We start from the raw sequence: 22,657 nt of genomic DNA, 5'->3' as shown, positions 1-22,657 counted from the left end.
ATAATACTGCTCTGCACTGACTTAGTAATTAAGGAGGGTTTTCATCATGCAACAGCCATTGGCTTATAGAATGCGCCCCACTCAAATCGGCGAAGTTGTTGGCCAGCAACATCTAGTAGGCCCCGGTAAAATTATTGACCGGATGGTAAAAGCTAAACTGCTTTCCTCGATGATTTTGTATGGGCCTCCAGGAACTGGTAAGACCAGTATTGCTAGCGCAATTGCCGGATCTTCTAAATATGCTTTTCGCAAATTAAATGCCGCTACTGATGGTAAAAAAGAACTTCAAATAGTTGCTGAAGAAGCTAAGATGAGTGGAACGGTGGTTTTATTACTAGATGAAATTCACCGACTTGATAAAGTGAAACAGGATTTTTTACTGCCATTATTAGAAAATGGTTCAATTATTCTAATTGGTGCAACCACTGAAAATCCTTACATTAGTATTAATCCCGCCATTAGAAGTCGAACTCAAATTTTTGAAGTGTATCCCCTCACTCCCGAAGACATCCAGTCTGCTATCCAACGAGCATTAAAAGATGTAAAAAATGGTTTAGGTAGCTACCAAGTAAATTTATCCGACTCAGCACTACATTTTTTAAGTACCGCTACTAATGGTGACTTACGTTCATCATTAAATGCTTTAGAATTAGCCGTAAAATCTACTTCTCCTGACAATGACGAAATTATTAATATTGACCTACAGACCGTGGAAGAATGTCTCCAACGAAAAGCCATTAACGCAGATCGCGATGGAGACGCTCATTACGATGTTATTTCTGCTCTGCAAAAATCTATTAGAGGCTCTGATACAGATGCAGCTTTACATTATGCTGCTCGGTTAATCGAAGCTGGTGATTTAATCTCGTTAATGAGGCGATTACTAGTAATTGCCTATGAAGATGTTGGTTTGGCTAATCCAAACGCTTGTGAACACACTGTTGCGGCAGTTTCCGCTGCTAAACAACTAGGGTTGCCAGAAGCTCGTATCCCGTTAGCTGATGCCATCATTGAATTATGTTTAAGTCCTAAGTCTAATTCGGGTATTTCAGCCATTGATGCTGCAACAACAGCACTACAAAGCGGTAACTATGGTCAGATTCCAGCCTACTTAAAAGACGCTCATTATAAAGGAGCAGCTAAACTAGGTCACGGTATTGATTATAAATATCCTCACGACTTTCCTAATGACTGGGTAAAACAACAATATTTACCTGATAAAATCAAGTTTGATCAATATTATCAACCTAAGGCTAACGGCAAGTACGAAACAGCATTAAACAATCAGTACTACAAGCTAAGAAAAGCTCAGGGAAAACCCGTTTAATTGGAGGAATTTCATGTTAATCAATCTTTTAGTTCTTATTGTCGTTTTTATCACTGCCTTTTTGGGTGGCTACCTAGTTAGTCACCGTAATAAAACTTTTTTATCACTCGATCCCACTACCGATTCCGTTGTGCATAACGTAGCTAATTGGGGCGGAATTTCATTATTATTTATTGCTTTATTAGGGGTCGTTTCCTTATTTTTGCAAAACTCTATTTTTATTATCATTGTTTTATTAATCGCTACTGTAGTAGCTACAACCATTCAATTTATCCTATTTAACCATTTAAAAATCAAATAATCGATTTTAATATTTTGTATTTTCCCTAAAATAACGTACAATAAAAGTAACAAAACTATAGGGGTGAGTGCTATGTTACAACAATATAAACAGATTTTAGTTCCTGTTGATGGTTCTTATGAAGCTGAATTAGCGTTCAAAAAAGCCGTTGCAGTTGCGATTCGAAATCAAGCAACTATTCACTTAGTTCACGTTGTCGATACGAGAGCATTTCAAAATATTTCTAGTTTTGATACTTCCATGGTCGAACAGGTGACGGATACTGCTAAGGAAACTCTTGAAAAGTATGTTCAAGAAGCCCATCAAGCGGGATTAAAGGATATTGATTATTCAATCGAATACGGAGCTCCTAAATCCGTAATCGCTAAAGATCTGCCACGTAACTTACACATTGACCTCATTATGATCGGTGCTACTGGTTTAAATGCGGTTGAACGTCTCTTAATCGGTTCAGTCACTGAGTTTGTAACTAGAACTGCTCTCTGTGATGTTTTAGTAGTCAGAACTGATTTGGATAACCAACCAGCCAAAAAGCCTGAAAATTAGTTAACAACTTAACTTAGTTAAAACAAAAGCCACTAACAAAATTAATTGTTAGTGGCTTTTTGAGTGCCAATACTATTCTATTCGCTTAACTGGTGATCCATAATATCTGTAATTAATTCATCGACCGTTGGAACATATACCTTAGGAACCTGTTCATTAATATTAGCAGCAGAATCATTAAATTGTCTTGTCCAATAAGCTAATAACGCCATTTTACTTGCCCGTTTACGGTGATTAAGCAAGAAATGAGCCTGACAATTATATTCCAATAATTGTGCTAACCGATACAAGCTTTGATTTTTACCCAATAATTTCACTGCCAACTGAGATGCTTTAGCAGCCAATTCATAATTTCGAGATAAGATGGCAGACCTAATTATGGCATTATATATATCTATCACCCGTTTTAAATTCATTGGCTTCTGTAACGCCGTCTCATTAATCTTAGTTAAAGCAATTCGATAAAAATTATTAGCACGTTCTAAATGCCCTTTTTGCAAGTAAGAACGCCCAATTCCAATAAAACACCAAGCAATATAATGGTCGTTTTTAGAAAAGTTATTTCGTCTAATTATTTCATTTAAAATAAACAAGGCTTCATCAGCATCTTGTAATCTGACTAATCTAATAATGGCTTGAAATAAATTATAACGATCAATATTTTTACTGGTATCAAGTCGCTGCTCTTTGATTTGTCTCCACTGCTTGTCTGCCATTTCAAATTGACAGTTAAACAATCGGGTTTCCACTATTTCCAATGCGCGATCACCATAATTATATTTATTGGTAACTTCTTCGGGCGATAAGCCTATTCGATTACAAATTTTATTTAAAATATCATTATTTTTGCACTCACAACGATTTTCAATCAAGCTAATAGTTGCTTGGGTACAAATATCAATAGCTAACTCCCGTTGAGATAATCCTAACTTAAGCCTTTTATTTCTAATTGTTGAACCATTAACTTTCATTGACGGTAAACTCCTATTTGCTTATATTTCCCCCAAATAGCAATTATAGAAACCGATTTCATAACATCCGTCTTTATCTTAATATAACTAAAAATCATAGTCAACATGTAGATTTAATTAATATTACTTACCTAAAAGAACAGGATTCTATATGATCATTAACCACCCCTACCGCCTGCAAAAAACTATACATGGTTTTATCTCCTACTCGAATAAATCCTAGTTGCTTAAAGTTGCTTACAAAGGGTTTAACAAATTCTGTATAGTCTAACTCCGCCACTGATTTATTTAGATGGTGGTCTATCGGAGTATAGTTTACTGGTTGCCAGACCAAGTCAGTTAATGACTTTTCTAGGTTAGCAACTATTTTGGCGTTATGAATTACCGCCTCTAACTTAGTTCGGTTACGAATAACTCGATCATCATGCATCCATTCATCAACGTTAACTTCATTACATTGAGCCAATTGCTGATAATCAAAATTTAGTAACGCCGTCTCTAATCCCAATCTATATTTTAAGACTGTGTCCCAAGACAGTCCTGCTTGAAAAATTTCCAAACATAGTGCCGCAAACAGGTCTTGGGGATCAGTAACCGGTTTTCCCCACTGCGAATCATGATAATAAAGTAATGCTGGACTCTTAGTCGCCCAATCACATCTATTCATAATAAATCACCTCTACTAGTTAAATACGGAAAATTACAAATAATTCCACGCAGTTGCCACTAAAAACATACTTTTATTTGATGGTGCAGACTTTTCTATGTGGCGAACTACAGAGCCAATATCTGTAATTTGTCCCGTTATTGGTAAAGTTGCCAAAATTTGTGCTTGAAGCGGCCGCCGTACCGTCCAAACGTAAACTGGTCGTTTAAGCTGGTTTGCTTGCTGAAAAAATGCTGGGTTTAAGGTAAATGCTTGTACAGAATAAAAATCAACCGCCTTAGTCATTAAGTCTCCCGTGTTAATGGTAACCACTATCCCCACCGGAATCTTGTTAGTCTCCCGTTTAATTTGTTGTAAATAATCTAGTTCCATGGAATGGACCAAACCATGATTTTGTTCCATCGAACTCTTAAATTGACTAACAAAATCAGTACCTGCAGATTTTGCATTATTTCCTCCAGGCTTAATTTCCACCAATAATCTTTGCTGCTTTTGATTAGCTCTAGCTATATAGTCATCAAATAATTCTACTCGGTCATGTTTTTTAATTTGTTTCAGGGTTAAATCTTCTATTCGTTTCCTTTGATTTTTTCCCCAGTCTAATTCATCATCATGCTGACAAACAAAATAATGATCCTTTGTTTCTCTGACATCCATTTCAACAAAGTTAAATTTTTGGTGACTTGTTTGTGTTAAAGCAGCAATAGAATTAGGGATTTGGTCATTGCGATAAACTCCTCGATGCGCAATTATTTGCTGAGGAGCAGTAGTGAACATCACATTGGTTATGCTAACTCCTAGGGTAATTACTAAAATACAAATAATAATATTAATTACTAACTGATTCTTGATTTGGACAGGCAAATTACCGGCCCAAACATGAACTAAAAAGCGAAGTTGGCCAATAGATAATCCTAAGATCAATCCTGCATTTAAAATTACAAGCATCCACTGTATTTTAAAAACATTAGCAACTAATATTAAAATCAAGGTTAATCCCGCTAGCCAACAAACATACCAGCCTAAGTTTTTTAATATTTGCACAAGTTGTAGCTTAACGCTCGTATGCCAAAAACGGGCCAACATAACGGCTAAGAGTGCCCACACCATAATGGTAAATCCAATTCCTGAAGTAATGACTAGTTTAAAATGGTTATTTAAAAATAAAATGAACGCCCCACTAACTGGGATGTAGGTCATCACCTCTGCCAGTAGCCCCATGAAATTCAACGGGGCCAGCCCTAAAATTCCTAATCCAATTATTATAGATTGAGGTTTACCTTGATTACTTAAGATTTGTCTGCCAATAAAAACTAATCCCATAATAATAATTAAAAAACATACTGGCACCAAAAAACTCCACGTAGTATCTTGACCGGTGCTCCATTGTCCTACTACTGAAATAAGAACTATTAACATTAATTCAGTACCATTTAAACTGACTTTAGTCTGCACGATTTTCCTCCAAAAAAAAGAGACGATTAGTATCGTCTCAATTTTAACATATTTAAATATCTTGATCTTTAGGATCCAAAGCCTTAAAGTCATGAAGGATTTTAGCTTGGTGATCATATTCATCTTCAGCCAACCGAATTAGGCGGTCGATTAATTCAACGTATGAGATACCGGATTTTTCCCACATTTGAGGGTACAAACTAATGTTAGTAAAACCAGGCAAGGTGTTAACTTCACCTAAGTAAGGAACGCCATCTTCAGAAACTAAGAAATCAATACGAGCAAGGCCACGTAAGCCCAATGCCTTAAATGCATTTAAGCCCATTTCAGTAATTTCTTGAGATAATTCAACTGGGATGTCAACTGGGATATCAAAAATCACTTGGCTAGCATCCACGAATTTATTATCGTAAGTATAGAATTCGTCTTCTGATGGAACTTTAATTGCGCCAACTACTGAAGCAATTGGATGATAATTTCCCAGAATAGAAATTTCTAATTCTTCAGGTCCTTGAATGGCTTCTTCAACCAAGACTTTATCATCATATCTAAATGCATCTTCTAATGCTGAAGTGTATTCTGCTTCTGAGGTAACCATGTGGATCCCAACAGAGGAACCTTGGTTAGCTGGTTTAACAAATAGTGTTGGAGTTAATTTATCAGCTAATTCTTGATAAGTATAACGTTCTGCAGTTTGGGGAGTTAATAAAACATAATCTGTGTTTCTAACACCTGCTAAGTTAAGGATTTTTTTAGTAATATCCTTATCAAATGACATTGCAGATCCTAAAACTTCGCTTCCTACATAAGGTTTGTTAAGTAATCTTAGTAGGCCTTGAATAGTTCCATCTTCTCCTAGATTACCGTGAATAATTGGGAAAAAGACATCAATATTTTCCGTATTACCCAAGTTAATGATTGGAGCCAATGGATTACTCATATCTAATTTAGGAAGTTCTTCTGCCACTACTTGATCTTCTGGTTCGCCATCAAAAACTCGCTTAGAAGCTTCTTCAGACAAAAAGATTCCATTTTTGGTCATTAAGAACAAAGCAACATCGTATTTATCTTTGTCCATTGCATCGTAAATATTGTGTGCAGAACGCTTTGAAACGTCGTGTTCAGAGGAGTTACCTCCAAATAAGAGTGCTACTCGTAACTTTTCTTTATTTTCCATGATTGCTCATCCTATTCGTATATATTTCAGAATCTTAAGTATAACATGAATTTTACCTTAATGACCGTCTAAGCGTCAAAAACAAACACTATTTATCATAATTTCTTAACTATGGTAAAATTAATCGTTGAGGAGGATCGTTTATGAATACAGAAGATATTGTCCGTGGGCAATTAAAGCAAGAGGTCAAACGCCTATTTTCTCACAAATGGGGTGTTGCTATTTTAATGGCCTTAGGAATTTACATTTTTGATGTTTTAAGTACTATGGTTCAGAGTTACTATCAAAGCCAAGTACAATTGGATAATGGCAACAACGTTGTTACTAATTTTAGTGGTAAGTATCAAGTCATTATTTTTCTATTATCTACCTTATCCACATTTGTAGCTGTAGCAGCATCATATGGTTACCTAGATTGGTTAAATTCCAACCAGCAACCATCTAGTCCAGCTAAAACTAGCTTTATGGTGTTCACCAAAAAATACTTTACATCTACATTAGCTATCTTTGTTTTAAAAACCATCTTTATATTCTTTTGGTCTTTATTATTGGTTATTCCCGGTATTATTAAAGGATATTCTTATTCCCAAGCCTTTTTAGTTTACAAAAGCCATGTAGATGCTGGTGATCAAAACGTTAGTTACTTAGACTGCATTACCGAAAGTCGTCGACTAATGAACGGTCACAAGTGGGATTACTTCGTCTTACAAATTAGTTTTATTGGTTGGTATCTTTTAGGATTTCTAACATTAGGAATTGGATTGATTTGGGTCATTCCTTATGCTTCGGCTACGTATTCTAACTTCTATCGGCATCTAATTGCTGATGCTAATATTCAGCTAGCTAGTTAATTAATCAAATTAAAACGGGATTCAATACTTTTGAGTATTGAATCCCGTTTTTTATTTAAACTCGTTTGATTTGTTTGCGATTATAAAAGATGTGACTAAACCCAATCATTATCACTGACCAAATAAAGAAAAACAGCATGGAATATACAGGAGTAACAGTTCTTTGCCCCTGGTAGCCTAAAATAAATTTAATAAAATCATCTATCCAGGTAACAGCAATTGTACTTATAGAAGAACTAACAATACCCATTAATACTATCATCGCTACAAAACCACAAATAATAATTAGCCGTTGAACTCTTTTAGAGAATAATGATAAAAATGAGCCTACTGCCAAAGCAGAAGTAACTACTGCAACCAGCCATAGAAGATGGTAGCAAAATCCCACTATCTCATTTAAAAATCCATTAGAAATAAAATCACTATAACATCCCTGATAAAAATTAGTACCGTTTAAAAAGAAATGCATAGCTAGATAATAAAGCTCATCAATCACAGCCCCAATCAAAATAATAGCACCGTACGAACTAATTTGATTCTTAAAATAAGTATTGCGAGAAATTCCGTTTTGAATTAGAAATTTATAATCCTCATATGATAATAATGCCATCCCACCTAATATCAATGTTGTAATGAATCCAACATTACTATTTTCGATGGTGTTACTAATAGAAAACGTCCCAAAAGTACCGCTAATAATAGCAAAAAATATCGGCATCACTACTAAAATGATAAGAGCATATAAGTATGCAACGGCTAATAATTTAATATGTTTCTGGAATAAATATTTGGATACTACCTTATTTTTCACTCCCGTTACCTCCGTTTGTATAATTAGTTAAGAAGATAAAGATCTTTTGTAAATCAACTGGCGAAATTTTTACCGTGTCGGGAATTGGTCTATCGTTTAGTTCACCGTAGATGTAAAATGCAGCTAACTGTCCGATAGATTCCTTTCCGATTACATTGAGATCTTGAGTATATTGTTCAACATCTGCTTTGGGTCCTACTACCACTGATGACTGTGCCAAAACATTTTCCGCTGTATCGTGTAGCAATACATGACCGTTATCCAATACAATTACGTCGCTAATAATAGTTGCAATTTCTTCAATTAAGTGAGTGGAAATAATAAAATTTCGTGGTTGATCTGCATACGTTTTTAACATTTCTGAATAAAACAATTCTCTATGGCTAGCGTCCAATCCTAAAACCGGTTCATCTAGTAAAACATATTCTACCGGCAAACATAAAGCTAAAATCAATTTAAAAATAGACCGGTACCCAGTGGACAATTTGCCAAATCTTTGGTTTAAGTCCAATTCAAATTTATTTGCTAACTCAGTAACCAGTTGACGATCTATTGAACCGTACAATAACTCAGTATCATCAATAATTTTACTAAGCTTAGAACCGTTACTATACATATTTACTTCACTCATCAAGAATAAATGACTTAAAGCCTCATCGTTGTTATCAACCGTATCGCCATTAATCGTAACTTTCCCACCATTAGGAAGTAATCTATTAGTAATAATATTTAGTAGCGTACTCTTGCCGGCGCCATTACGCCCCAATAAACCATAAATTTTATTACCACTAAAACTCAAGTTAACATCGTTTAAAATTGTTTGATTGCCAAATGATTTGCTAATATGGCTTACATCTAAAACACTCATTGCTCATACCCCTTAGATATCATTTTTAGTAGTTCGGTTTCCGAGATACTTAAACTTTTAGCTTGTTTTACTAAAGTTTGAATTTCTTTTTCAAAAAAGGTAGCTCGTCTAGCACCCTTAACCGTTTCTTGAGCTCCTTGAACGACAAACATGCCGACTCCCCGCTTTTTTTCGATTAAGCCATTAGCTACTAACATATTCATTCCCTTCAAAACGGTTGCAGGGTTGATATGGAATTGGTTCGATATTTCCGTGGTCGATGGTATTTGAGTTCCTTCTGGAAAACTACCATTAATAATGGCTTCTTCAATTTGTTCCGCCACTTGCCGATAAATTGGCTCCCCACTATTAAAATCAAAATCGAACATTTCATCCCTCCTTATTTGGTTAATCACTCATGTAACTAACTATAAAGCGTTAAACCTATTGAGTCAATAAAAAATCGAAAGATTTACTCTTTCGATTTTTTACCTCTATTTATTTACTAGACGAAATTGGGAGAACCGCACCTTTGTAATTTTGATTAATCCATTTTTGCGTGCTCTTAGATTTTAATGCCTTGACCAATTTCTTGATAGCTGGCTTATTTTGATCAGCTTTTCTAACAGCAACAATATTAGCATATGGTGAGGTATCTTTCTCTAACGCAATGGCATCTTTTCTAGGATCTAGCTTAGCTTGAACAGCGTAGTTAGAATTAATAACTACTGCGTCGCCTTCGCCTCCTTGGTAAATCTGGGCCATTAATTTAGGCTCGTAGTTATGCTTAAATTTAAGGTGCTTAGGATTACTAGCAATATCATCGAAAGTAGCGGTCGTAACATCTACGCCCTTCTTCAATGTAATTAGTCTCGCATCCTTAAATAACTGAAGTACTCGCCCATAATCAGCAGTACTATTGCTAACTAAGATAGTTGAATTTGGTTTTAAATCCTTTAAACTTTTAGCCTTTTTGGAATAAATTCCAATCGGCTCTAAATGAATACTTCCAACGTTCACCAAATTCTGCTGGTTGTCATGGTTCCACTGTTTTAAAAACGGTTCATGTTGGAAATAATTAGCGTCTAATGCCTTACTAGCTAATGCTTTATTGGGCATTACATAATCTTGAAAAGTAACGATCTTAAGATCAATACCTTCCTTTTTTAACTCAGGTTTAACATGTTGCAAAATTTGAGAGTGAGGAATATTAGACGCCCCCACGGTTAGAGTTGTTTGAGACTTACTCTGATTGGATTTACCACAACCAGTTAATAATAGTGCTAACCCTAAGCCAATTGCTGCTAAATATCTTTTTTTCATGTAGAACTCCTCCAATATTTAAATCGTTCGCTTATCAATCGCTTTGACCCAACGATCCCCTATGAATTGAACTATAAACACAATGCAGGCAATAATCACCGTAGCCACTAACGTCACAGTATTATTATTTGACTGAAAACCATCTAAATACGCTAAGTTACCAAGACCACCAGCGCCAATCGCCCCTGCCATCGCTGAATATGAAATTAATGAAATCGTAGTTACCGTGGCTCCCGCAATCAAAGCCGGCTTACTCTCTGGTAATAATACCTTAGTAACAACTTCCCAGTTAGATGCTCCCATTGTAGTTACCGCTTCAATAACCCCAGAGTCTATGTCTCGCAGATTAGCTTCGACCATTCTAGCGTAAAATGGAGCGGCACTTATCACTAGTGATGGAATGGCAGCCTTAGGACCAATAATGGTTCCGATAATGTCCTTGGTAACTGGAAGTAACAAGACAATTAAGATAATAAACGGAATGGACCGAAAAACGTTCACTAATAAGCTAACTATCCAGTTCAAAATTCTTAACAACCCATTTTGTGAATTGCGAGTTTGGTATAAAAGTAACCCCAATAGTAAACCAATAATTACTACCAGAATAGCTGCTACTACAGTCATCCAGATCGTTTCCCAGGTAGCTGATCGCATTGCTTGCCAATCTACATTTTGAAATTGAAAATAGGATTTAATTCCGGTGGCGTCCATCATTTTTAAGCACCTCACTTTCCACATCCTTAGTTGCCAGATAATCTAACACCTTCATGACCTCATTATCTGAACCAATTAACTCTAAATCTAACATGCCAATTGCTCCATCTCGAGTCTGCTTGATACTACCCTGAAAAATATTGACGGTTAATTCGGAAAATTGCCGAATCACATCACTAACAATTGGTAAACTGGCTTGAGTCCCATGAAAAGTTAATCTCACAACTTGCCCAGTAGCTAGTTCAGTTCTAGCATCTAAATCTAAGTTTGAAACATTAAACTCATCATGAAATTCTTCGTTAACAAATTGTTTGGTAATTGCCTGTTGTGGATGCTTAAAAACTTGGCTAACCCGGCCGCTTTCTACAATTTTTCCCGCTTGCATCACTGCTACTTCTTGACAAGTTTTTGCCACTGCGTGCATTTCGTGAGTAATTAGTAAAATTGTTATTTGCAATCGTTGGTTAATATCCACTAACAAATCTAAAATTTCATTGGTAGTTTCTGGATCTAAAGCACTAGTTGCTTCATCAGAAATTAAAATATCCGGATTATTAGCTAGCGCTCTAGCAATTCCTACCCGCTGTTTTTGTCCTCCTGATAATTCTGCTGGATAAGCAGTGGCTTTATCTGCTAATCCTACTAGCGATAATAGTTCTGTTGCTCGCTGCTTTCGTTTTTCTTTAGCTAACCCAGCAATTTCTAGGGGCAACATTACGTTTTCAATTACAGTGCGAGACCATAATAAATTAAAATGCTGAAAAATCATGCCAATCTTTTGACGTTTTTCGCGTAGAACTTTGCCTTTTAATTCGTTCAAATTCACGTTATCAATTAAAATTTCACCACTGGTAGGAACCTCTAATCCGGCTAAAAGCCTAACTAAAGTACTTTTACCGGCTCCAGAAAAACCAATTAACCCAAAAATTTGACCGTTAGGAATGGTAAAACTGATGTCATCATTGGCTACCAATTTCGTATTTGCTTTTTGATATACTTTAGAAACATGCTTAAATTCAATCATGATCTCACCTCTTAACTATTAAAATAAAAAAAGGTCTTTCGCCCCAATTGCTTATTGCAATCAAAGGGCGAAAGACCTCGCGGTACCACCTTTGTTTACTGAATTTAAATTCAGCCTTAAAAGTTCTCTAATAACGTAGTAATGAACGTCAACCATTATTAATTTACTTGCGCAAGTTCATCAATAAACGCAATATCAAAGACCATATTCGAAAATATCCATCGGCTTGCTTTCACCTTACCAAGCTCTCTAAACGACTTCACATCTTCTACTCATCTTTTCATTTGCTCTTAATAATTATTGGGTCCAATTCTACTTACATTTTATTTATTCGTCAAGCCTTAATTTTAGCAATCCACGAAATACCTTGATCATCACTGTTTAATAAATCCGGATTAGCTTTGAGTTCTTGATTGATCTCAATAACTTTACCAGCAATTGGGGTAGCCAAATCAGAAACGGCTTTATCAGCTTCGATGTTTAACAACGTATCCCCTTCTGCTAAAGTGCTATCCACTTTAGGCAGGGTCGCAAAACTAATGTTACCAAATTCATCGCGCCCAGTTTGACTTAGCCCAATTGTAGTTACTCCATCAACTTCATTCATCCAATAATATTTTGTTTCCATGGTTTTTGCCTCCTAAGAAAATTCTTTATCTTGGCCAAACATGTAACTCTTATTATGATACTGCATGGACATAATTAATCCAATTCCGATCATGTTCCCAATTAACGCCGATCCCCCTGCACTTACAAATGGCAACGGAATACCAGTTAACGGTAACAGTCCAATACTCATCCCCACGTTTTCAAAAACGTGGAAAATAATCATCATAATGACCCCGGTAGAAATATAGGCATAAAAAACATTTCGGGTATCGAAGGTCACTTTAATCATTTGATAAATTAACAGTAGGTACAACAAAATCAAGATAGCACTGCCGATAAATCCAAAATTCTCACCAATCACGGAAAAAATCATATCCGATTCTCGCACCGGAACATAAACGTGTGACTGATTAAATCCGCTACCAAACAAACCGCCAGAGCCGATGGCTTTAATACTTTGCCATAATTGATACCCTTGATTGGTTGTATCCGATGAAGGATGCAGCCAAGTATCAACTCGTGAAAATTGATAAGCTTGAAAACCAAAATGCTCTAAGATTTTTCGACCAGAATCGGTAACCACTAAGCTCAATGCGGTTCCGCCAATTCCAGCAATAAGTATGAACGCCGGCAAAATAATTTTCCAGGTAATTCCGGAAACAAGAATTAATCCTCCCAAGATAGCAAAGAAAACTAACATTGTACCAAAATCATTTTGCAATTTAAGCAAGGCAACCACTGGCAAAGTCCAAAGCGCCATTTTACCTAATAAGATCCAGTCACTTTTCGTCGTTCTTAACGGATGTTCATCATTATGCTCAACAATTACCTTGGCCATCATCAAAATATAGGCCGGCTTCATTACCTCAGACGGCTGAAACGTAAACGGCCCCAGCGCAAACCAACTTTTGGCACCCGTATTCGCCGCATAAGCACGACTGTAGAAGAATAGCACGGCCACCAACAAACCAATTCCAAGCCAATAAACGTAAGGGGCAATTTTCCACAACTGCTCTGAATCAAACTGCATGATTATGGCAACTGCAATAATTCCTAGTACATACCAAATCAACTGAGAAGATACTGCTTTAACCACGCTAGTAGAACTAGAATCGTGAGAGGCTGCTACATAAATAGAACCCAACCCAATCAAAGCTAGCATTAAAACACAAAAAATTATTCCCCAATCAATTCGTGACTCGTCTTCGTCTTTTCGACTGCGTGTATTTTCCAAACCGTCACTTCCTTTCCACTTTTAGTGATGCAAGTGAAATTCCTTGATAAGTTCTTGAATACCCTCATCGAAGCTATTAACCTTAAAGCTTTCATTTTTTGCGGTAGTCATCAAAAACTTATTATCGTCTTCTCTAACGTTACCTAGGAACTGTTTTCCAATGTAAACTTCGGAAACAGTCTTGCCATTACCCGCTTTTTTTTCAGTAATTTCTACTTCAATACTCTTTTTTGCTTTACTCATTTACAACTCCTACTTGTAATTATAGTCGCATTTCTTTTCGATACTTACTTGCAGCTTCTTTATTTCTCCGCAGAGAAAAGTGATCCGGCACCGGATCATATCCCCCTTTAACGAAGGGATGACACCTTAAAATCCGGGCACTGCCCATTAAAACGCCTTTAATAGCACCGTGCTTTTGAATTGCTTGGATCATATAATTGCTGCAAGTTGGATAATAACGACATGACGGTGGAAATAACGGTGAAATATACCGTTGATAGTCATGAACCATCCCAATCATTATCTTTTTCAAGTTTTACCTCTTATTTGCTCTTTTCAGCTTTAGCTTTTGGCTTTCCGTCCTTATTATAGTGTTCTAATAAGATTCCAGCACCCTTAGCAACGTTATCTAGTGGGTTTTCAGAAATAATCACTGGCAAGCTTAAAGCATCCGCAATAACTTGGTCAATATCAGCCAATAAGGCTCCACCACCAGTTAACATTACTCCACGGTCAACAATATCAGATGCTAATTCTGGAGGTGTAACTTCCAATACTTCTTTAGCGCCGTCAATAATCAATTGAATGGTATCTTGGATTGCTTCGGCGATTTCATTACTAGTAATAGTAACGGCCCTAGGCATCCCGCTAACCGTGTCTCGACCACGGACTTCCATTTCTTTAACATTGTCCTCAGATGGTCTAGCAGTCCCAATTTCAATCTTGATCTTCTCAGCAGTGTGTTCCCCAATTTGTAAACCATGGTGTTGCTTAATGAACGCCACAATTTCAGAATTCATTTTATCTCCGGCAACTCTAATTGATTTACTAGAAACTACGTCACCTAATGATAAAACGGCGATATCACTAGTTCCACCACCCATATCAATTACCATGTTGCCTCTTGGTTGGAAAATATCCATTCCAGCACCTACTGCAGCTACTTTAGGTTCTTCCTCTAAGTAGACAGTACCACCACCAGCTTTTTCTGCAGCCTGGGTAATTGCGTTTCTTTCAATTTCCGTAACGTTAGTTGGTGCACAGATCATAATCTTAGGCCGGGACATAAAGCCCTTCACGTTTAATTTATTAATGAAATAAGTCAACATTTCTTCGGTGATATCAAAGTCTGAAATAACGCCATCCCGTAACGGCCGAATTGCCCGAATATTGCTTGGCGTTCTACCAACCATTTTGTAAGCTTCCTCACCAACGGCTAGCACTTTACCTGTTTTAGTGTCAATTGCAACCACCGATGGCTCATTTAACACGATTCCTTTTCCAGCAACGTAAATAAGTACGTTAGCCGTTCCTAAATCAATTCCAATATCTTTTGCCATCTAAGAAAGTCCTCCAAAAGTTCTTTAATCTCAATCAATAATTATATCATATTCAAGACGTTAACATGTTTAATGTTCTGTAAATAAAAAAGCCGAGATTATTCTCGGCCCTAAATATTATTTAGCAACTGGATTATTAATTACTACTTGTTCGTCACTAACGTCTACTCGCTTAATTTCAGCACCTAGAGCTGATAATTTTTTATGGAAATCATGATAACCACGATCCAAATAGTTTAAATTGCAAACCTGAGTATATCCCTTAGCAACTAAACCGGCTAATACTAATGCAGCAGCAGCCCGCAAGTCAGTAGCTGCAACTTCAGCACCATTAAAATCAGTAGGACCGTCCATTACAACTGTTTTGCCAGAAATCGTATATTGAGCATTCATCCGTCTTAATTCTTCTAAATGCATAAAGCGATTTTCAAATACGTTTTCAGTCATAGAACTACTACCATTAGCAGCTAATTGCAAAATCGTCATTTGAGGTTGCATGTCCGTTGGAAAACCTGGATGAGGCATTGTCTTAACGTCGGTGGCCTTTAATTCTTTGGGCCCCACTATCCGAATACCATCGTTGGTTTCAGTCACCTGAACTCCCATTTCCATCATCTTAGAAATCAATGGTTTGTTATGTTCAGCAATTGCGCCTTCAATCAAGACATCCCCTTGAGTTAAGGCCGCTGCAATCATAAAAGTTCCAGCTTCGATTCGGTCTTGAACTACACGATGGGTAGTTCCATGCATCTTGTCTACCCCTTCAATTCGAAGTTGTTCTGTTCCGGCACCATAAACCTTGGCCCCCATTTTATTCAATACGTTAGCCAAATCAACAATTTCTGGTTCTCTAGCAACGTTTTGAATAGTTGTAGTTCCCTTGGCTAAAGTAGCAGCCATCATGATGTTTTGGGTAGCACCCACACTTGGGAAGTCTAGATAGATAGTTGCACCAGTTAATCCATTAGGAGCTGATGCTTCAACGTAACCGTCGTGTTGGTTAATATCAGCACCTAAAGCCTGAAGGCCTTTTAAATGAAGGTCAATTGGACGTGAACCAATAGCACAACCACCAGGTAAAGCAACTTTGGCATGTCCTAAACGAGCCAAAAGAGGTCCCATAACAACAATTGAAGCCCGCATTTTAGCTACGTATTCAAAAGGGGCTTCACTAGATAGTTCTTTAGTGGCATCAAAAGTAATTGTGTTTTTATCTTCTGCAAAATCAACATCAATATTAACGAACTCTAGCACTTTATTCATTAAGTAAACATCTGATAGCAATGGAACATTAGATAATTCACTGGTACCTTCACTAGCTAAAATCATAGCTGCTTGGATCGGTAAAACAGCATTTTTAGCACCGTCAATATGTACCGTTCCCGCCAACCGGTTACCGCCATGTACAATGATTTTTTCCACAACAAATACCTCCAGGTTATTTTACAAGAAAAATTAAATTCCGAATATTATCAATTAACGAGAGAAAAAATGAACTGGTACTATAACCAATTACTACTGATAATAAAACAATTAATAATTTGCCCTGAGCTGCTCGCATTGGAATAAAACGTTCAATATGTAAATCTTGAATACTCCAAAATGCAAGCCCAATAAATCCTACATAAGAAATTAAAGTTATCAGAGCTTGAATTCCTACTATTTTCATATTTTAATCCTCCGGTTAACGTTCTCAATATACCACATAAAGGTTTACAAATCAGCTTTTTTTTGAACTCTTAACAAAAAGAAAAAGCCCAACCTAAGATTAAAATTAATCCTAGGTTGAACTTTTAATTTGAGCCTAATTTAGTTGCTAAATTTTAGAAGTGTTAATTCGGTTAACCGCTTTACGCAATGCCACTTGAGCTCTCGCCAAGCTATCGGTATCGTGTTGAACTTTGGCTTCTTGAATATGTTTTTCAGCTCTAGCCTTTGCATTTTCTGCTCTAGCCACATCAATATCACTTTGATTTTCTGCTGAATCCGCAACGATGGTTGCATGATTATCTGCAAATTCAATAAACCCACCATTAACAGCAACTATATCAGTCTTACCATCACGTTCAATTCGTGCTTGGTCAACATCTAAGTTGGCAATTAAGGGAACATGGTCTGCCATGATTCCTAGTTGGCCTACTTTGGTAGTGACCACTAACATTTTTGCATTTTCTGCGTAAACTTTACCATCAGGAGTTACAATACTAACTTCAATAACTGAATTTTCAGCCATTCAAAATCCCTCCTTAGTTATTTACGTTTGCTTGCATTTTTTTAGCGTTAGCTACCACGTCTTCAATAGGGCCACAGTTTCTAAAGGCATCTTCTGGAAGATCATCATACTTACCTTCTAAGATTTCCTTGAAGCCTTGAACGGTCTGATCAACAGTAACGTATTTACCAGGTAAACCAGTAAATTGTTCCGCAACTGAGAAACTTTGGGACAAGAAGAATTGAATTCTACGAGCCCGGTTAACAATCGTTTTTTCTTCATCAGAAAGTTCATCCATCCCTAAGATGGAAATGATATCTTGCAATTCACGGTAACGTTGCAAAATATGTTGAACTTCTGTAGCCACTTCATAATGTTCTTCACCAACAATATGTGGATCAAGGGCAGATGAAGTAGAAGCCAATGGATCAACGGCAGGATAGATCCCTTGTTGAGTCAATGAACGTTCCAAGTTAGTAGTAGCATCCAAATGGGCAAAAGTAGTTGCCGGAGCAGGATCTGTATAATCATCGGCAGGAACGTAAACGGCTTGAATAGAGGTGATCGCCCCTTTATTGGTAGAAGTAATTCGTTCTTGTAATTGACCCATTTCAGTTGCCAAAGTTGGTTGATAACCAACGGCAGATGGAATTCGGCCAAGCAAGGCAGAAACTTCTGACCCGGCCTGGGTAAACCGGAAGATGTTATCAATAAATAACAACACGTCTTGACCAGCAACATCACGGAAGTATTCCGCAATAGTCAAACCGGTTAATGCAACTCGCATACGAGCTCCAGGAGGTTCATTCATTTGCCCATAAACCATGGCAGTTTTTTCCAAAACACCTGATTCTTTCATTTCATAGTACATATCATTACCTTCACGGGTTCGTTCACCAACCCCGGTAAAGACAGAAATACCATTATGACCTTGGGCAATATTATGGATTAATTCTTGAATTAAAACGGTCTTACCAACACCGGCACCACCGAACAACCCAACTTTACCACCACGAATGTATGGTTCAAGCAAGTCGATAACTTTAATTCCAGTTTCCAAAATTTCAGTCGATGGACTTAATTCATCGTATTTAGGTGCGTCCCGGTGAATAGGCCACCGTTCTGCATCCGGTCCAAAATCAGGACCGCCATCAATTGGATCACCAAGAACGTTAAACACCCGTCCCAAGGTATCTTTACCCACGGGAACACTAATAGATGCTCCGGTATTTTCAACATCCATCCCACGACGTAAACCATCAGTTCCGTCCATGGCGATAGTTCTAACAACCCCATCACCAAGTTCCAACGCAACTTCGACCACGAGATCTTTGTCTTCACTTTCGTGAATTACCAAAGCAGTATTAATTTCTGGAAGTTTTTCATCCAAGGAGAATTCAACATCAACAACGGGTCCGATAACTTGAATAACTTTACCAGTACTCATGTGTATTAACTCCTCTATTTATAAAAATTTGACTATTGACTAAGCGCTTCTTGACCACCAGTAATTTCAGTGATTTCAGTAGTGATAGCAGCTTGCCGAGCACGGTTAAACTGTAGTTCCAAACGGCCAATTAAATCATCAGCGTTATCAGAAGCTGACTTCATGGCAGTAGAGCTAGAAGCGTGTTCAGCGGTCTTAGCATCCAAAATGGCACCGTAAACTAGACTTTCAGAATATTGCGGTAAAATGGCATCTAAAACTGCTTGATTAGATGGTTCTACATCATATTCGGTGTGCATGTTTATCACTTCAACTGATTTAGAAGCTTCGGTATTCAAAGCCTCACCATCAATTGGTAGCATTTTTTCAGCTCGGAATGATGAGGTAATTCGGTTAACAAAATGTTCATAACAAACATAAAGCTCATCAAATTGATTATCCTCAAAGCGAGTCGTTAATGTTTTAACAATGCTTCTAATTTCATCAAAAGTAGGAACATCACTAACTCCACGATATTCAAACGTTACGTTAGCGCCTTGCTTTTTATAAAAATCAGCACCAGTTCCACCAACTGCTAAAATTTGGTAGTCATTTCCTTGGCTATGCTCTTTAATGAATTGGTTGGTTTCACGCAAGACATTACTATTGTAGCTACCAACCATTCCACGATCAGAAGTAATCACCAAGTAAGCACTTCTTTTAGTCGTATTTGCTGCATCTTGATCGGAGGATTTAGCCAAATCGTCGAACATGTGGGCTTGAGCCAAATGATAAACGACGGATTTAACTTGGCTAGCATACACATCATAATTCTTGGTATGCTTGAGAATTTGGTTTAACTTTGATTGTGAAACCATTTCCATCGCATTGGTAATCTGCCGTGTTTTTTTAGTAGATGCAATTCGATGTTTGACATCGTTTAACGATGCGCCCATTATTCTCGCCCTCCTTTTTAATCGTTGACTACAGCTGCTGACTCATCTGTTTTTTTAGGTTCAAAAGTTTGACTGAATTCTTTAATGCCTGCATCTAATTTATCTGTATCTGGTAATTGACCAGTCTTAGCAATTTCAGCCAATAAATCAGAATAGTTACTATCAAAGTAAGCAAAAAGTTCATTTTGATATTGTTCGATATCGTCCAATTCAACTTTATCTAAATAACCGTGAGTCAAGCAATAGAGAATCAATACTTGTTTTTCAACGGGAAGTGGTGAATGAAGTGGTTGTTTAAGAACTTCCACAGTTCGAGCACCACGATTTAATTTAGCTTGGGTAGCTGCATCCAAATCAGAGCCGAATTGAGCAAATGATTCCAATTCATGATAAGAAGCCAAGTCCAAACGTAATGTTCCGGCAACCTTCTTCATAGCTTTAATTTGGGCATCCCCACCAACCCGAGAAACTGAAGTCCCGGCATCAACGGCTGGCCGTACCCCTGAATAGAACATGTCTGAATTCAAGAAGATTTGACCATCAGTGATAGAAATAACGTTGGTTGGAATATATGCAGAAACATCCCCCGCTTGAGTTTCAACGATTGGTAAGGCAGTCATTGAACCACCACCCAATTTGTCACTCAACTTAGCAGCCCGTTCCAATAGACGTGAATGAGTATAGAAGATATCACCAGGATATGCTTCCCGTCCAGGAGGCCGACGAAGAATCAAGGAAAGTTCACGATAAGCATTGGCTTGCTTTGAAAGATCATCATACACGATCAAAACGTGTTGACCTTTGTTCATGAAATATTCACCCATAGTAGCACCGGCATAAGGAGCAATATAAAGTAATGAAGCAGGTTCAGAAGGACCCGCTGAAATTACGATAGTGTAGTCCATAGCACCGTATTGTTCTAAAGTATTTACGGAAGCCCGGACAGTTGATTCCTTTTGACCGATAGCTACGTAAATACAGATCATATCTTGATCTTTTTGATTCAAAATGGTGTCAATCGCAATAGAAGTTTTACCAGTCTTACGGTCACCAATGATCAATTCACGTTGTCCTCGTCCAATTGGAACAAGTGAATCAATGGCTTTAATACCAGTTTGAAGTGGTTCACTAACTGATTGCCGGTCCATAATACCAGGAGCTTTATGTTCGATTGGTTTATGATCGTCAGCTTTAATAGCCCCTTTACCATCAATTGGTTCACCAATTGAATTAACAACCCGACCTACCATGGCATCCCCAACAGGAACTTCCATGATTCGACCAGTTCGTTTAACGGAATCGCCTTCGCGAATTCCCGTATCGTCACCCAAAATCATAATACCAACATCATTGGTTTCAAGGTTTTGAGCCATTCCATAAACACCATTTGAAAATTCAAGCAATTCACCTGACAAGGCATTCTCGAGCCCGTGAGCGCGGGCAATACCATCACCAATGTACGTAACGATACCTGTTTCTTCAACATCGAGTTCATTATTATAGCCTTGCAGCTGTTGCTTGATTAGAGCACTGATTTCCTCAGCTTTAATGCTCATAAAATTCACCTCTTTAATAGATATCGTTAGTTCAATAACAACTTCTTAACTTTGTCGATTCTAGATCTAACGCTTCCGTCAATAATTGTATCGTTGGAACGCATTACTAGTCCTCCAATAATTGATGAATCCACTTTAGTGGTCAAAATTACCTTTTGAGCACCTACTCGCTTAGCAAACGCAGCTTCAATCTTAGCTTTTTGATCAGCATCTAATTCTGTAGCAGACGTTACCTCAGCTCGAACCACCTGAGCATCAGCTTCAGCGGCTTTTTCAAATTCATCAATAATTAACGCCAAATCGGGAAAACGTCGGTTTTGCTTAATAACTTCTAATAACTTCTTAGTAAAAGCAGATGCTTGTTTCTCGATAGGCGCAAGCAAAGCAGATTTTACTTCAGGTTTTACGGCGTTATCATCTAAAACCGATCCCAATTGAGGGTTCTCAGAGAAGATTTGACCCAAGGATAGTAATTCCGGTCTTTCGGATTCGACATCGTTAGTCTCTTTTAAGACTGCCAAAATGGCATTTGCATATTTCTTTGCAATTCCAATTCTATCTTGACTCATTTGGCTTCCCCAACCCTTCGATATAAGAATCAATGAGCGCTTTTTGATCATCCGCATTAAGTTCTTTGGTAATGATCTTGGAAGCAATTTCAATAGATAGACTAGCAACGTCTTTCTTAGAGTTAGCCAAAGCTTCTTGTCGTTGTTGCTCGATATCCTTTTCTGCGGCGACTTTCATATTAGCAGCATCATTGTGAGCATCTTCAATAATTTGATCGTGTTGCTTTTGACCAGTTTGCTTTGCATCATTGATGATCCCAGTTGCTTCTTGACGAGTATTCGCCAATTCAGCTTGTCGTTGACTGGCAAGTTTTGAAGCATCAGCCTTAGACTTTTCAGCAGAATCAATATCATTGGCGATCTTATCAGACCGGTCTTTCATCATCTTAGTGATTGGTTTCCAAGCCAAGACTTTAATTAACCACATTAAGATTAAGAAACTGACCATGATATAGAGCATATCACCATAATAAAGTTGAGCTCCAACTACAGAAAACGTAAACATCTATTGGCACCTCC

The 22,657-nt window shown here is 37.4% G+C and carries 27 protein-coding genes and 1 other annotated feature; of the genes, 4 read left to right on the top strand and 23 right to left on the bottom strand.

Translation table 11 applies throughout. The features are described from left to right. The first annotated feature begins 46 nt into the window (after positions 1-46). The 3 genes from FC56_RS04610 (at position 47) to FC56_RS04600 (ending at position 2,174) form a co-directional block, all read left to right on the top strand. The gene (locus FC56_RS04610; protein ID WP_056978204.1) at positions 47-1,327 is read left to right on the top strand and encodes a replication-associated recombination protein A; all 1,281 of its coding nucleotides are present in this window, start codon (positions 47-49) and stop codon (positions 1,325-1,327) included. A gap of 13 nt (positions 1,328-1,340) precedes the next feature. Beyond that, positions 1,341-1,628, top strand: a complete 288-nt coding sequence (locus FC56_RS04605) for a hypothetical protein (RefSeq protein ID WP_056978203.1) — start codon at positions 1,341-1,343, stop codon at positions 1,626-1,628. 72 nt (positions 1,629-1,700) lie between these two features. Further along, on the top strand, positions 1,701-2,174 hold the full coding sequence (locus FC56_RS04600) for a universal stress protein (RefSeq protein ID WP_054669011.1): 474 nt from the start codon (positions 1,701-1,703) through the stop codon (positions 2,172-2,174). A gap of 77 nt (positions 2,175-2,251) precedes the next feature. On the opposite strand, the gene FC56_RS04595 is transcribed toward FC56_RS04600, so the two are convergent. From FC56_RS04595 to FC56_RS04580, 4 genes are all read right to left on the bottom strand, one after another. Then, the gene (locus tag FC56_RS04595; RefSeq protein ID WP_054669013.1) at positions 2,252-3,145 is read right to left on the bottom strand and encodes a helix-turn-helix domain-containing protein; all 894 of its coding nucleotides are present in this window, start codon (positions 3,143-3,145) and stop codon (positions 2,252-2,254) included. A gap of 127 nt (positions 3,146-3,272) precedes the next feature. Continuing rightward, positions 3,273-3,812: a DNA-3-methyladenine glycosylase I gene (locus FC56_RS04590; RefSeq protein ID WP_082620578.1), complete on the bottom strand. Its 540-nt coding sequence runs from the start codon at positions 3,810-3,812 to the stop codon at positions 3,273-3,275. A gap of 33 nt (positions 3,813-3,845) precedes the next feature. Beyond that, positions 3,846-5,267, bottom strand: coding sequence for a glycerophosphodiester phosphodiesterase family protein (locus FC56_RS04585; RefSeq protein WP_056978201.1), 1,422 nt, complete (start codon positions 5,265-5,267; stop codon positions 3,846-3,848). Positions 5,268-5,319: 52 nt separating this feature from the next. Next, positions 5,320-6,444 (bottom strand): D-alanine--D-alanine ligase family protein, encoded by a 1,125-nt coding sequence (locus tag FC56_RS04580; protein WP_056978200.1) that lies wholly within the window; start codon positions 6,442-6,444, stop codon positions 5,320-5,322. Positions 6,445-6,587: 143 nt separating this feature from the next. On the opposite strand from FC56_RS04580, the gene FC56_RS04575 reads away from it, so the two are divergent. Next, positions 6,588-7,295: a DUF975 family protein gene (locus FC56_RS04575; protein ID WP_056978199.1), complete on the top strand. Its 708-nt coding sequence runs from the start codon at positions 6,588-6,590 to the stop codon at positions 7,293-7,295. A gap of 55 nt (positions 7,296-7,350) precedes the next feature. Here the strand turns inward: FC56_RS04575 and FC56_RS04570 are convergent, their stop codons facing one another. The 19 genes from FC56_RS04570 to atpF form a co-directional block, all read right to left on the bottom strand. Further along, positions 7,351-8,106 carry a hypothetical protein gene (locus FC56_RS04570; RefSeq protein ID WP_056978198.1) on the bottom strand — a complete coding sequence of 252 codons (756 nt, stop codon included), beginning with the start codon at positions 8,104-8,106 and terminating at the stop codon, positions 7,351-7,353. Continuing rightward, entirely contained in the window at positions 8,096-8,974 is an 879-nt protein-coding gene (locus FC56_RS04565; RefSeq protein ID WP_056978197.1) for an ATP-binding cassette domain-containing protein, read from the bottom strand. The genes FC56_RS04570 and FC56_RS04565 overlap by 11 nt, the downstream gene beginning before the upstream one ends. Then, positions 8,971-9,342, bottom strand: a complete 372-nt coding sequence (locus FC56_RS04560; RefSeq protein WP_056978196.1) for a GntR family transcriptional regulator — start codon at positions 9,340-9,342, stop codon at positions 8,971-8,973. The genes FC56_RS04565 and FC56_RS04560 overlap by 4 nt, the downstream gene beginning before the upstream one ends. A 109-nt stretch (positions 9,343-9,451) precedes the next feature. Next, positions 9,452-10,276 carry a MetQ/NlpA family ABC transporter substrate-binding protein gene (locus tag FC56_RS04555; RefSeq protein ID WP_054669026.1) on the bottom strand — a complete coding sequence of 275 codons (825 nt, stop codon included), beginning with the start codon at positions 10,274-10,276 and terminating at the stop codon, positions 9,452-9,454. A gap of 18 nt (positions 10,277-10,294) precedes the next feature. Then, a complete protein-coding gene (locus tag FC56_RS04550; protein WP_056978195.1) occupies positions 10,295-10,990 on the bottom strand; it encodes a methionine ABC transporter permease in 696 nt (231 codons plus the stop codon). Continuing rightward, positions 10,968-12,014 (bottom strand): methionine ABC transporter ATP-binding protein, encoded by a 1,047-nt coding sequence (locus tag FC56_RS04545; RefSeq protein ID WP_054669028.1) that lies wholly within the window; start codon positions 12,012-12,014, stop codon positions 10,968-10,970. The genes FC56_RS04550 and FC56_RS04545 overlap by 23 nt, the downstream gene beginning before the upstream one ends. Before the next feature lie 60 nt (positions 12,015-12,074). Further along, positions 12,075-12,307: a binding site (T-box leader), on the bottom strand. Between the two features lie 41 nt (positions 12,308-12,348). After that, positions 12,349-12,642, bottom strand: coding sequence for a glycine cleavage system H family protein (locus tag FC56_RS04540; protein WP_056978194.1), 294 nt, complete (start codon positions 12,640-12,642; stop codon positions 12,349-12,351). Positions 12,643-12,654: 12 nt separating this feature from the next. Beyond that, a complete protein-coding gene (locus FC56_RS04535; protein ID WP_056978193.1) occupies positions 12,655-13,857 on the bottom strand; it encodes an FtsW/RodA/SpoVE family cell cycle protein in 1,203 nt (400 codons plus the stop codon). 21 nt (positions 13,858-13,878) lie between these two features. Then, complete coding sequence (locus FC56_RS04530) at positions 13,879-14,100, bottom strand: DUF2969 domain-containing protein (RefSeq protein ID WP_054669032.1); 222 nt, start codon at positions 14,098-14,100, stop codon at positions 13,879-13,881. Between the two features lie 19 nt (positions 14,101-14,119). After that, a complete protein-coding gene (gene yidD / locus FC56_RS04525; RefSeq protein WP_056978192.1) occupies positions 14,120-14,392 on the bottom strand; it encodes a membrane protein insertion efficiency factor YidD in 273 nt (90 codons plus the stop codon). Between the two features lie 10 nt (positions 14,393-14,402). Next, a complete protein-coding gene (mreB, locus tag FC56_RS04520; RefSeq protein WP_056978191.1) occupies positions 14,403-15,419 on the bottom strand; it encodes a rod shape-determining protein in 1,017 nt (338 codons plus the stop codon). A gap of 117 nt (positions 15,420-15,536) precedes the next feature. Continuing rightward, positions 15,537-16,841 carry a UDP-N-acetylglucosamine 1-carboxyvinyltransferase gene (gene murA / locus FC56_RS04515; protein ID WP_056978190.1) on the bottom strand — a complete coding sequence of 435 codons (1,305 nt, stop codon included), beginning with the start codon at positions 16,839-16,841 and terminating at the stop codon, positions 15,537-15,539. Between the two features lie 16 nt (positions 16,842-16,857). Beyond that, a complete protein-coding gene (locus FC56_RS04510; protein ID WP_054669036.1) occupies positions 16,858-17,088 on the bottom strand; it encodes a DUF1146 family protein in 231 nt (76 codons plus the stop codon). 147 nt (positions 17,089-17,235) lie between these two features. Next, positions 17,236-17,652, bottom strand: coding sequence for a F0F1 ATP synthase subunit epsilon (locus FC56_RS04505; RefSeq protein WP_054669038.1), 417 nt, complete (start codon positions 17,650-17,652; stop codon positions 17,236-17,238). 13 nt (positions 17,653-17,665) lie between these two features. Next, complete coding sequence (gene atpD / locus FC56_RS04500) at positions 17,666-19,078, bottom strand: F0F1 ATP synthase subunit beta (RefSeq protein WP_056978189.1); 1,413 nt, start codon at positions 19,076-19,078, stop codon at positions 17,666-17,668. Between the two features lie 32 nt (positions 19,079-19,110). Next, complete coding sequence (locus tag FC56_RS04495; RefSeq protein WP_054669042.1) at positions 19,111-20,013, bottom strand: F0F1 ATP synthase subunit gamma; 903 nt, start codon at positions 20,011-20,013, stop codon at positions 19,111-19,113. A gap of 17 nt (positions 20,014-20,030) precedes the next feature. Beyond that, positions 20,031-21,569 carry a F0F1 ATP synthase subunit alpha gene (gene atpA / locus FC56_RS04490; protein ID WP_056978188.1) on the bottom strand — a complete coding sequence of 513 codons (1,539 nt, stop codon included), beginning with the start codon at positions 21,567-21,569 and terminating at the stop codon, positions 20,031-20,033. A gap of 26 nt (positions 21,570-21,595) precedes the next feature. Then, positions 21,596-22,138 (bottom strand): ATP synthase F1 subunit delta, encoded by a 543-nt coding sequence (atpH, locus tag FC56_RS04485; RefSeq protein ID WP_054669044.1) that lies wholly within the window; start codon positions 22,136-22,138, stop codon positions 21,596-21,598. Continuing rightward, on the bottom strand, positions 22,125-22,643 hold the full coding sequence (gene atpF, locus FC56_RS04480) for a F0F1 ATP synthase subunit B (protein WP_056978187.1): 519 nt from the start codon (positions 22,641-22,643) through the stop codon (positions 22,125-22,127). The genes atpH and atpF overlap by 14 nt, the downstream gene beginning before the upstream one ends. Positions 22,644-22,657 lie beyond the last annotated feature (14 nt).

It is taken from the genome of Lentilactobacillus senioris DSM 24302 = JCM 17472 (assembly GCF_001436555.1).
Classification (GTDB): domain Bacteria; phylum Bacillota; class Bacilli; order Lactobacillales; family Lactobacillaceae; genus Lentilactobacillus; species Lentilactobacillus senioris.
Note: the sequence above shows the minus strand (reverse complement) of the source record. Positions and strands in the feature narration are given on the sequence as shown.